This is a genomic window from Xanthomonas axonopodis pv. maculifoliigardeniae, from assembly GCF_041519315.1.
Lineage (GTDB): Bacteria > Pseudomonadota > Gammaproteobacteria > Xanthomonadales > Xanthomonadaceae > Xanthomonas > Xanthomonas euvesicatoria.
In genome coordinates this window covers 1,962,699-1,974,931 of record NZ_CP167998.1, presented here as the reverse complement: position 1 = coordinate 1,974,931, position 12,233 = coordinate 1,962,699, and the positions used below count along the sequence as shown (strand labels likewise).

Genomic DNA, 12,233 nt, shown 5'->3' with positions numbered 1-12,233 from the left:
GCTTATTTGTAGGTTGCCAGCTTGATCTTGAGCAGCTGCGGCACGCTGGAAAAGTTGACGCCGTAATCGGTCTGGTCGCCATTCCAGTTGCGCTGGAATTTCCAATCGTTGCCTTCGTACACACCTTCCTCGACACGGTCGTAGATCATGTTGGCGGTGGCATCGCTGGCCGGATGCAGGGTCACGCGCGCGTGGTAACCGGTGACCAGGAATTCGTCCGGGCTCAGCTCGGCGATCAGCGCGGCGCCGATCGGTTCGGGGTTACCCGGCGGGTCACCCTTGAACCAGAATTGCGGCACGCCATAGGTGATGGTGGCGCTCCAACGGTCGTTGAGCTTGAGCTCCTGCACGGCCTGGCCGGGTTCTTCGGCAGTGCCATGCAGCTTGCCTTCGGAAGCGGCCTTGGCGAACGGTCGCATGCCCATGCTGACCGCCTGAAACCCGAGCGCGAACGGCGCCAGCGTCTCTTCGTTGACGTGCTTGGCACCGAGCGGATAGTTGGAATAGCGGGTGTAGTCGATGCCGAAGGCCGACCAGCCGATGCCGTCATGGCCCAGCGTGGGGTACAGATAGCGCGCGTATTCCGGGCGGTTGCCGGTTTCGGCCACGAACAACGCATTGTCCGGGCGTGCGTAACGTTCCAGCACCGTGGTGTACATGCGGTATTCGGGCATGTAGATGTCCGGCGCCAGCAGGTCGATATGCGGGCCGGCCGCCTTCCAGACATCCAGCACGTTGTCGGTGGGGCCACCGCTGGCGTACTGGCCGGGCTGGCCTGGATTGAACGGGCCGCGCAGCGCGGCATTGACGTACATCGGCAACGGATACTCGGCCTTGCCCGCTTCGGCTACCTGGTCGATGTAACGGCCGATCGACCATGCGTGGAAGATTTCGTCGGCATCGGCACCGAACACCTGCGCCCAGGTGCCCGGCTGCTTGTTCATGCGCTTGATCAACTCGTCCGGCACTGCGCCGTCGAACAGCTTCTGCGCCATCGGCGAGAAGTCGCGCACGCTGCCGTAGGTGCCCGCCTCGTTCTCCGGCTGGATCATGATCACGGTGTGCTGCGGGTCCACCTTCTTCAGGTGCTGCATGAAGGCGACGAACGCCTTGCGGTCGGCATCCAGCGTGGCCTGCGCATGCGGCGACAACGAACCGATCGACTTGCCTTCGCGGGTGACCACGCGCGGGAAGCGCTGGTTATCGGTCTTGACCCAATGCGGCGCGTACTGTGGGCCATTGTTCTTCCAGGTTGCGAACCACAGCAGCACCAGGCGTACCTTGTGCTCGCGTGCCTGGCCCAGCAGCGTATCGACGAAGGAGAAATCGAACCTGCCTTCTTCCGGCTCCACCTGTTCCCAGGCGATCGGCACCTGCACGGTGTTGGGGCCGAGCACCTGCATGGCCGGCCACACCTTGTCCATGATGCCGGGGTAGTTGCTGGAGTTGTTGACCTGCGCGCCCAGGATCAGGAACGGCGCACCGTCGACCATCAGCGCATGCTTGCCGTCCTTGCTGACGAACTGCGGCATGGGCGTCTGTGCAGCCGGCGCCTGCGCGTTGTCCGGCGTTGCTGCAGCGGTGCTTGCAGCAGCAGCGTTGGTTGCAGCAGGTTTGCCGGCATCGCCCTTGTCGCCAGATTGGCAGCCAGCCAGGGCCAGCGTCAGCGCGGACAGCAGCAGCGGGCGCAGGCAACGCCGTGCGCTGGAATGGGACATGGCACGTGCAACGGGGGAATGCATGGACATAAGACTCCGTGTCACCAGGTATCGGTGCGGAAGGGGGAAACAGGAAGGGCGTCGCGATTGATCAGGTTGGCGTCGTCCGGGTTTTCGCTCCAGCCGTAGCGCACCGCGACCGGTGCGGCGACGGCATCGCTGCGCACGATCACGCGGTCGCCCTCGATCTGCGCGCTGGCCGGGTGGAAGCGTTGATCGGCGCCGGCAATACCAAAGCCCTGCACGGCACCGCCGCCACGCACCTGCAGCGCACTGCCCTGCAAGTCGAAGCTCAGCACCGCCTTGCCGCCGTCAAAGCGCGCGCGCTTGAATACCGGCGCGCTGTACACCAGCGTTTGGCCGTACGCCACATGGCGTGCAGCAAGCGCAAGGCGATGACCGACATCGCGCTTGTTGGTGGGATGGATGTCGGTGGGGTTGCCGATGTCGATGATCACCGCCTGCCCGGTTGCCGGCAGCGCCAGCGTCTTGGACTGCGACTCGCGCAACAGTGCCCACGGGCTCAGCTCACCCGTGTCGCCACCGGCCTTGAAGTTGGCCAGCTGCACCCACAGGAACGGCAGCGTTTTGTCGCCGCGCTCGGCACGCCATTGCCGGATCATCGCTGCGAACTGCTCGCGGTATTTCACCGCGCCGGTGTCGGTGGCATTGGTTTCGCCCTGGTACCAGATCACGCCCTTGACCGGGAACGGCTGCAGCGGATGGATCATCTGGTTGTACAGCAGCGTGGGCAGCTGATTCTTGTTGTCGGTCAACGACACCCGCACCGCGGCCGGGCGGAATTTCCAGCCGCCCAGCGCACGCTTGGCACCGGCACTGGTCTGCACGAAGCGTTGTTCATCCGGGCCATGCATGCCGCCACCGCCGCTGAGGTCTTCCACGCGGACCGCAATGTGGTTGACGCCGGCCTTGAGCGCTGCAGCCGGCACCTGATATACGCGTGGCAGGTTCCATTGCTTTTCGGTGCTGCCGACCTGCTGGCCGTTGACGTAGGTGGTATCCGAATCGTCGATCTGGCCCACGCCCAAGGTGATGCCGGCCTTGGCCTCGGCAGCGCTGAGCGTCATGGTCGTGCGATACCAGGCGATGCCGTCCATGCCGTCGTAGCCGCTGGATTCCCATTGCTTGGTGACCGGGATGCTGTCCCAGTCGCTGTCGTCGAACGCCGCTTCGCGCCATTGCGGCATCTCGCCTTCCACCTTGGGCCAACGCGCGATGCGCTTGCCGGTGGCGGCCTGCGCTGCGGCGTCGCGTTGCTTGATCGCCTCGATCGCGCCCTTGTTCTGATCGGCGCTCAGGCCCAACGACGTAGCGTCCATCCACGCTTCGATCGCGCTGCCGCCCCAGGTACTGTTGACGATGCCGATCGGCACGCCGGTGCTGGCGCGCAGCTCCTTGGCGAAGAAATAGCCAACCGCAGTGAATTCACCGGCGTTGGCAGGCGTTGCGGCCTTCCACTCGCCGCCGGTCAGGCGCGTCTGCGGCTGCACCGACCACGATTTGGGCACCTTGAAATGCCGTAGCTGCGCATCGTTGGCAGCGGCCACCGCTTGCGGGCCGTCGCTGGCCTGGGCCAGCGGCCATTCCATGTTCGATTGCCCGCTGGCCAGCCACACATCGCCGACCAGCACCTCGCGCACCTGCAGCTCCCCCCCGTCGCCCTGCACACGCAGCACGTAGGGGCCACCGGCAGCGTGCGCAGGCAGCCTGACCTTCCATTGCCCTGTTGCGTCGGCCTTGGCGGTGGCGCGCTTGCCGTCGAAGCTGACCGTGATCGCGGCGTTGGGCGAAGACCAGCCCCATACCGGCATCGGCTGATCGCGCTGCAGCACGGCGCCATCGGCGAACAGCAGCGGCAGCGTTGGCACCGCCCAGGCCGCCGGACTGACCAGCACCAGGCCCAGCAGGCAGCCACGACGAACGAAAGAAGCGGTCATGCAGTGATCTCCAAAGTCGGCGCAGCCAGGCGGCGCGCAGCGCCGTACACGGTAAGACAGCGCGATGACGCGCGCAGCGACGCGGCGCTCATCGTGGATCGCCATAGAAGATGCCACGGCCACCGGTGGCAAAGTACACGCGGCCGGCAATCCGCGGGTCGCCGGTCACGCCATACGGTTTGCCGAAGCGATGGGCATCGTCGTTGATGCGTCGCCAATGGGCGCCTTCGTCGTCGGAGCGGAAGATGCCATCCACGCCCGCCACGCGCCCGGCCAAATACAGGGCCGCCGGCGCGCCGGCACGCAGCGCCTTGCCGATGCCCAGCGAGCGCGCTTCATCGGGTTTGGAAAGCGTGCGCAACTGGCCGTTCTGCCAACGCATCACGCCCAGCGTCGGGCTGGCCAGATACACCACGCCCGCACGCCATGGGTCGGGCCGCAGTTGCGGGCGCGCACGTTCATCGCGCGCCGGGGCGCCGACCTGCTGCCCGGTATCGCGAAAGCTGGCCGCGCCATCGCTGCTTTCGTACAGGCGCCCACTCACCCGATCGGCCGCATACCAGCGCCGCGCATCGACGCGGTCGGCCACCACCACCGCGGTATCGGGCAAGCCCTGCACGCGCTGCCAGTGCTTGCCGAAATTGCCAGTGCGCCACACCCCGCCTTGGTCCGGCACCCACACCACTTGCGATGCATCGGCGGCGATGGCAATGGTGCCTGCCCCCTGCCCGCGCGGCGGTTCGCTGGCGAATGCAGCCCAGTGCGTGCCACCGTCCTGCGAATACAGCGCGCGGATCTCGTTGTTGCGGCGATCGCGCACGGTGCCGCTGCGCACCACCCACTGCGGTGCCTGGCCGGCGGCATCGATGCTTTCGCCATTGGTCAGGCGCGGGCCCAGATACTGCAACTGTGCGGTGTCCAACGCGTCATGCCGGAAGCCATCGATATCGCCCAGCGCGCTGAGCAGGTGCGCACCGGCCATCGGGCTGAGCAGATCCAACGGCACGGTTTCTTCCAGCCCACGGTCCTGGAACCACCACTGCAGCGGCGGCTGCGTTGAAAACGTCTGCAGGTTGCGCGAGGCCCAGATGCCGTAGCCGGTGACGAACAGGGCGTGGTTGCCGTCGAACGGATCGATCGCCAGCGCGCCTATCCAGTGCGGCGTTGCGTGCGCGGTCCACGGCGCGGCGCTGTGATCGAACTGCGCACCCGCCAACAGCGGAACCCAGCTGCGCCCGCCGTCATCGCTGCGGAACACCTCATCGCGCGGCGCGCGGCGGCGGAAGGTGCTGGTCAGCAGCACCTGCGGATGTTGCGGATCCACTGCCACCGCCCCCCAGCCGAAGCCATCCCCACTCGCCGGTTGCGGGATCGGGCTGATCTCGCGCCAGCGGCCCTGCGTCGCGTCGTAATTCCACAGCGCGCCACCGGCCATCAGATCCGGGCCAGGGTGATCGCCATAGCTCAGGTACCACTGCCCAGCGTTGTTACCGGCCATGTGGTTGGGGCGCAGCCCCTTGGGTTGCCCGGCCACGGCCGCCCAGGTGCGCCCCGCATCTTCGGAGACGTACAGGCTGGTTTGCGCAGTGGAAACGCCCACATAGATGCGTGGTGTCGGATTGCCAGCACGGCCGCTGGCGGCGTCGAAGACGACGAAGGCGATGCCCACGGCCTGTTCGTTTCCGACATGGTTGCGTGCCGTGGCCCCTGCCAGTGCATCGGCTGGAAAGGTCTCCACCCGCGTCCAGTGCGCGCCGCGATCGTCGCTGCGCCACAGGCCTGCATCACGCGAGCCAAGCAACAGCACACGGCCGTCGTGCGGGTCCACCGCCAGCCGCTCGCCATTGGCGCGGCCCAATTGATTGCCACCGAGCTTGAACGGCAGATCGGCGCGTTCGAAATGCTTCCCGCGATCGAACGAACGCAACACAGCCGCATTGCCGGCGCGTTCGTGCATGTAGGTGCCAGCAGCCAGGTACAGCGCGTTCGCGTCGGCAGGATCGACCGCAAAGGCGTCGATTCCCATCAGATTCCAGTCGTCGGCCCCCAACCAATCGGTCAGCGCGACCCACTGCTGCGCCTGCGCGTCCCAGCGATAGGCACCACCGACATCGGTGCGTGCATAGGCAAGATCGCGTTCGGCGGGATGAAACAGCACGCCGGTGACAAAACCGCCCCCCCCGATGGCCACGCTGTGCCACTGATACGGTGCCGGCGTGCCGGGCTCGTCCGCAGATCCCTCGGACGGCATGAAGAGCACCACCAGCGTCAGGCAGACAGCAGTCAGCCACGCATGTGCTGCGGAAAAACGGCGCTTAGTAGGCGGATCGATCACGGCGATCATTCCTCCGGCTCCCCTCGCGATCGATGGCCTGGCCATCGATAGGAAAACACCGGCCCAACGAGCTGCCTGCACAGCTCGCCGGACCGGCGACGCACTTCCTACGGCGCGTTCTACAGGCTGGCCCGCAACGTCAGGCCATACCGACGATCGTTGATCACGAAATCGCGGTAGCGCGACTCGGTGCCCAGATAGCTTTCGCGACGGGTATCGAGCAGATTCACGCCATCGAGCGAAATCGACCACACATCATTGATGTTGAAACGCAGCGAGGCATCCAGCTGGCCGAAGCCCTTGTTGTAGACCGGCAGGTTGCCGGTGCCGTTGCCCGCCGTGGTCACCAGCCAGTCGCTGCGCCAGTTGTAGGCCACACGGCCCTGGAAGCGCGCCGTTTCGTAGCTGAGGATCGCGTTGTAGCTGTTCTTGGACAGGCCCTCCAGCGGCACCGTCAGCGACTGGCCGTTGGTGTCGGTGGCGGTGGGGCTCGGCGCCTCGCTGTCGACGTAGGTGTAGTTGGTCTGCAGGCCGAAGCCGCTCAACCAGCCCGGCAGGAAGTCGAAGAACTGCGTGTAACCCAGTTCGGCGCCGCGGATCTTGCCCGAATCGCCATTGACCGGACGGGTGATCTGCCACACCTGGCCGTCGTACACCTCGTTGAAGACGGCGTTGGCGATGAAGCCTTCCACCTTCTTGTAGAACAGGGTGCCGTACATCATCGAGCCCTGGCCGAAGTACCACTCCAGCGCGGTGTCGAACTGGTCGGCCTTGACCGCTTCCAGACTCGGGTTACCCGCCGTGCCGGTGAAAGTGGAAGCGCCGTTCGAGGTACCGGTGCTCAGGCTCAGGTTCGGGTTGAGCTTGTCGAAGGTCGGACGCGAAATACCGCGCGAGGCGGCAAACCGCCATTGCAGCTGATCGCTCAGCATCCAACGCAGGTTCAAGCTGGGCAGCACGTCGGTGTAGGTCTGCTGCGCATCCACCGGAATCAGGCCACCACCTTCGGCATCGGTGCCGGTGCGCACGCCTTGCGAGCCCACTTCGGTACGCACCACGCGCACGCCGATGTTGCCATCGAACGGAATCTCGCCATCCACGCCAAAGCGCAGCACGCCATACGCCGCGTAGGTCTTCTCGTTCTGCGTGTTGATGTTGTTGGGGGCAAATTCCAGCGGGCTGGCACCGAAGGCAGCCAGGGTCTGCTGATAGTTCGCCACTGCCGCATCGGATGCCGTCAGGGTCGGCCCGAAGGCATGACTCTGGCCGCGGAAGAAGTCGGTGATCGGATTGGTCATCACACCGATGCCGGGGTACTGCGAAAACGGTGCGCCGTCGCAGTTGTTGATGCACATGAAGCGATAGATGTTGCCCTTGGTCTCGGCATCACGGTCGGTGTAACGCACGCCGGCCTTGAAGCTGCGCACGAAGTCGCTGTCGAAGGCCAGATCCATATCCGAACGCCAGGCGAATTCGGTGCCCTTGTTGTCGTCCTTGTTGTCCAGGTGATAGCGCCAGCCGTTGTAGTTGTTGACGTCGGCCAGGTAGCCTTCCGCACCGCTGGCATCGGTCACCGACAAGCGCGGCAGATCGCCCCGGAAATCGACGTTGAACTGCGGGCTGGTGACCTGACCGGTGGACAGGATGTAGCGCGTGCCGGTGGTGGTGGCATCGACATACTGGAAGTCGGTGCTCAGGGTCAGCTTTTCGTTGACCGTCCACTTGGCACCCAGCGAGTAATCGGTGGTCACCGAGTGGCGCTCGGTCAGGCTGGTATTGGATTCGGTCGGCACATTCTGGAACGAGCCGTTGACGAACTCGTTGCGGTTATTGACCTGGATGCCAGGCAAGCCCTGCATCGGGTTGGCGCCGGTCAGCGCGAAGAACGAATAATCGTGCCAGCTGAAGTCGTAGTCCGAACGCAGCACCTGCGTATAGACCTCCACTGCATCGTTCGGACGCCACTGCATCGCAAAGGCGCCGGTCTTGCGCTCGCGCTCGCCGACGGTGGTGTTGATGCCGGCGCCGTGCGGCACCGACACGCCCTGCCCTTCGTAGCCCGGCAGATCGGTCTGGGTGTACCACGGCTCGATCGAAATGGTGTCCTGGCGGAACGGGCTCTTCTGCTGCGAGTAGTTCACCAGGATGCCGATCTCGCCGATTCCGGTCTGCCAGCGATCGCTGAACAGGCCCGAGAACGCCGGCTTGCCGTCGTCGGCGAGGTCGTAATAGTTGTATTGCACGCTGCCGGCGATCTTGCGGCCGTCGTAGTCGAACGGCAGGCGCGTGCGCAGGTCCACGGTGCCGCCCAGACCACCTTCGATCATGTCGGCAGACGGATTCTTGTAGACGTTGACGCCGCCGAGCAATTCGGCAGACACGTCTTCGAAGCTCAGGCCCCGGCCGTCGTTGGCGGTAAAGATGTCGCGACCATTGAGTTCGGTGCGTACCTGGGTCAGGCCGCGGATGGCGATCGCGCTGCCTTCGCCATAGTTGCGCGAAATCTGGATACCGGAGATGCGTTGCAGCGCTTCGGCCACATTGTTGTCGGGCAGCTTGCCGATGTCTTCGGCAACGATGGAATCGACGATCTGCTCTGCGTTCTGCTTGACCAACTGCGCCTTGGTCACGCTGCTGCGGGTACCGGTGACCTGCACGGTGTCCAGCTGTTGCGTGGTCGCATCCGAGGCCGGCGTAGCGGTGGTGGTCGCATCCTGCGCATAGGCCTGCGCGCTCAGCAGCGTGGCCACGCTGATGGCCATCACGGAGCGGCGGAAATCACGGATCGAACGCTGACCCACAGTCCGGCCTGCCGGAATGTGGCGATGTTGCACTGACATGGTGCTCCCTCCCAGGACGCATGTACTTCTAGTTTTTAGCGGGCCGGTGCGCGAGCGCCCGACCCGTCGTTGGTGCTGGCTTGGCATCTGCCGACGGCAAGACCGTGGCTGCGTAGATGCGGTGTAAACCCGAGCGGGCTTACTTGGTAGCTGCGGCCGGAGCATAGGGCGCGGCCGTCATGCCAGACCAATGAAATATTCCTGGAAATGTATTCGCTAAACCTATAACAACCCCAGAAAACCCGGCAACTCTGGCATCGCAGGGTAACGGTGCAAGATTGAACGTGGCGGGCTCAACTCTGAGAGCCCGCGCACGTCACCTGCGTGATCGCCCGCACTTACCAGTTCATGCGCAGCACCAGCGAGTAGCGCCGGTCGTTGACGAACCAGCTGCGCGTATACAGATGGTTATCGACCTCGCCCCCCGTGTAGGACGTCGGCCCCATCAACACCTTGGTCACCGTGTTGGTCAGATTGTTGGCCTGCACGCCGAGCTGCACATGCGGGTTGAAGCGATAGAACGCCGAGGCGTCGAGCTGGCCGTAATCGTCCGACCAGGTCGGCAACTTGGTCGACACGTCGCTGGCGGTGAGCAGATAGCGCGAACGCCAGTTGTAGGCCAGGCGCAACGAAAGCGGCCCTTTCTCGTAGATGCCGGCCAGGTTGTAACTGCGCCGCGACAAGCCTTCCAGCGGCAGGCTCACACCGGTGACGGTGGTCTGGGTGTATGGGTCGGTGGCGGTGTTCGCGCCGCCGCTGCTGTCGACGAAGGTGAAGTTGGCATTGACGCCGAACCCGCTCAGCCAACCCGGCCAAGAATCGAAGAACTGCGTGTAGCCGTATTCGAAGCCGCGGATGCGCCCCTTGTCCATGTTGTACGGACGCGTCACCAGCCAGTCCTGCCCACCGTAATTTTCGGTGACGGTCTGGTTGGAGAAGTAATCCTTGACGCTCTTGTAGAACAACGTCAGGTACATCATGTCGCTGGTGTCGAAGTACCACTCCAGCGCGGTGTCGTACTGATTGGCCTTCATCGGCTGCAGATTCGGATTGCCGGCAGTACCGGTCCACCTGGAAACGGTGCCGTTGGACTCGGTGTTTGCCGCAAGCAGCAGGTACGGCTGCAACTGCGTGTAGTCCGGGCGCGCCATCGCCTTGGATGCGGCGATACGCCACTGCAGCGCGTCGGAGAACTTGAAGCGCATGTTGAAGCTCGGCAGCACGTTGGTGTAGCTGCCCTTGGCGTTGTTGGCGAAGTACTGCCCGGTGTACTGCTCGCGCAGCGCTTCCGAACCCGCGCTTCCCGACAGGTCGGGGAACTGGCCGTAGCCATTTGCCTCGGTCTTGGTCTGCACGATGCGCACGCCGATATTGCCGTCCACCGGCACGCCCAGCGCTTCGTCGTTGCCGAAGTACATCACCGCGTAGGCGGCCTGGGTGCGTTCGAACTGGCGGTTGATGTCCTGCAGCTGGTACTTGTCCGGCGCCCAGCCCGACCCGCGCAGCGCCACGATCTGCTCGATCATCTTCGAGGTACCGGCGTAGTCCTTGACTGCGGCGTTGCTCGGAAAATACAGACTGTTGGGCACATCGATCTTGCCGCGGAACAGATTGGAATACGAATACAGCTGCGAGGTGCCGGTCATGTAGGTGGCCAGATCGGCCAGTCCGGTCCCATTGGCGGTGTCGGGAATCTGCGCCCAGTTATCGCTGATCACACCCCAGTTGTAGCCGGAGTTCTTGTTGATCTGGGTGCGGTCGGTGGCGCGGATGCCGGCACGGAAGGTGCGCAGCCAGGCACTGTCGTCGAATGCGTATTCCAGGTCGAAGCGCGTGGCCAGTTCGCGGCCGCGATTCTTCGCCAGATGGTCCATGGCCGCACTCCAGAAATAATTGGAGGGGTTGCTGGTGTAGGTGCTGTCGGCAATCCCGACCGATGGATATTTGCCGCTCAGATCGAAGGTCAGGCCCGGCAGGTAGATCGAATCGAACAGGGTGAAGTCCAGCGAATCGCTTTCCGAGCGCACCAGCTGCATATCGCCGCGCACGGTGAGGTTGCCGGTGAGCTTGTGGGTAAAGCCGCCGGACAAATCCGAGGTGGTCGTGCTCTGCTGCGCGTAGCGGTTGTTGGTGTAGAAGCGCACGCCATCGTTGCCGGTGACGTTGCCGCGCCAGGAACTGGATGCCGGCGAGCCACTGACGAAGCGGCCGTCGGCATCGTAGGTAAATTGCGTTCCGGGGGCCGGGCCAATCGCGTTGGTGTCGTCGTTGAAGAACGCCGCGCGCTCCTGCCAGTTCATGTCGTAACTGGAGCGCATGTACTGCACGTAGATCTCGGTGTCGTCGCTAGGCCGCCACTGGAACGCGCCGGCCACGCCATTGCGCTTGCGCTCGAAATCAAGCTGCCGCCAGTTGACGCCGCCAGGCACGTAGACCTTGTCGAAGCTGGTGCCTTCCAGCAGCGCCGCATCGGTGCGACGCACGAACGGCTCGACCTGGATGCCATCGCTGCGCGTGGCCAGTTCCGAATGCGCCACATCCACCATCAAGCCCATCTCGCCGAGGCCGGTGTTCCAGCGATCGCTGAAGAGAAACGAGCCCGATGGCTTGTAGGTCTTGCTGAAATCGCCGTAGTTCACGTCGGCGGTCGCACCGATCACCCGGCCCGGCTGGTCGAACGGCATGCGCGTGCGCAGGTTGACCGTCCCGCCCAGACCGCCTTCGATGATCTCGGCCGACGGGTTCTTGTAGACGTCCACGCCTGCCATCAGTTCGGCCGGCACATCCTCGAAGCTCAGACCGCGGCCGCTAGCGGCGCTGAAGCTGTCGCGGCCATTGAGCTCGCCGCGCACCTGGGTCATGCCGCGAATCATCACGCCGCTGCCTTCGGCAGAGAAGTGGTCCGGATCGTTACGCGCCATGAAGTGATCGATGGTCACGCCGCTCACCCGTTGCAGGGTTTCGGTGACGCTGCGGTCGGGCAACGCACCGATGTCCTCGGCACTGACCGAATCGACGATCTGTTCGGCATCGTGCTTGATCGACTGCGACTTGATCAGGCTGGCGCGCACGCCGCGCACTTCGACCGCATCCAGGTCGGTGGCCTTGCTCGCGGTGCTCGAGGAAGCATTCTGGGACGACTGCGCCTGCTGCGCATAGACCGGCGCAGCGAGCAAGAGCCCGATGCTGATGGCCATGGCGGAACGGCGCAACGAAGGCAAACGACGGGCGAACACGCCCGTACCTGCCGAGGCATGGCTGGAACACTGGTACATCTGAATCCCTCCCAGGACGCAAGACGATTGAAACGGGTTGTCGCCGCGCAGACGCGCGGCGTGATCACGCAAAAAACGGGCGATGTCGCCCGTCAATTCCCTCCAGC

The 12,233-nt window shown here is 64.4% G+C and carries 5 protein-coding genes; all 5 read right to left on the bottom strand.

The window, feature by feature from the left end; all coding sequences use genetic code 11:
• Positions 1-2 precede the first annotated feature (2 nt).
• The 5 genes from galD to ACDH77_RS08715 all read right to left on the bottom strand — a co-directional run bounded on the left by galD (position 3) and on the right by ACDH77_RS08715 (position 12,126).
• Positions 3-1,748 (bottom strand): GH35 family beta-galactosidase GalD, encoded by a 1,746-nt coding sequence (galD, locus tag ACDH77_RS08735; RefSeq protein WP_031422332.1) that lies wholly within the window; start codon positions 1,746-1,748, stop codon positions 3-5.
• 11 nt (positions 1,749-1,759) lie between these two features.
• A complete protein-coding gene (locus tag ACDH77_RS08730) occupies positions 1,760-3,676 on the bottom strand; it encodes a sialate O-acetylesterase (protein ID WP_218488605.1) in 1,917 nt (638 codons plus the stop codon).
• 88 nt (positions 3,677-3,764) lie between these two features.
• The gene (locus ACDH77_RS08725; RefSeq protein ID WP_031422328.1) at positions 3,765-6,020 is read right to left on the bottom strand and encodes a cellulase; all 2,256 of its coding nucleotides are present in this window, start codon (positions 6,018-6,020) and stop codon (positions 3,765-3,767) included.
• Between the two features lie 110 nt (positions 6,021-6,130).
• On the bottom strand, positions 6,131-8,851 hold the full coding sequence (locus ACDH77_RS08720) for a TonB-dependent receptor (protein WP_122272677.1): 2,721 nt from the start codon (positions 8,849-8,851) through the stop codon (positions 6,131-6,133).
• A 338-nt stretch (positions 8,852-9,189) separates the two neighbouring features.
• The gene (locus ACDH77_RS08715) at positions 9,190-12,126 is read right to left on the bottom strand and encodes a TonB-dependent receptor (protein ID WP_071118591.1); all 2,937 of its coding nucleotides are present in this window, start codon (positions 12,124-12,126) and stop codon (positions 9,190-9,192) included.
• Positions 12,127-12,233 lie beyond the last annotated feature (107 nt).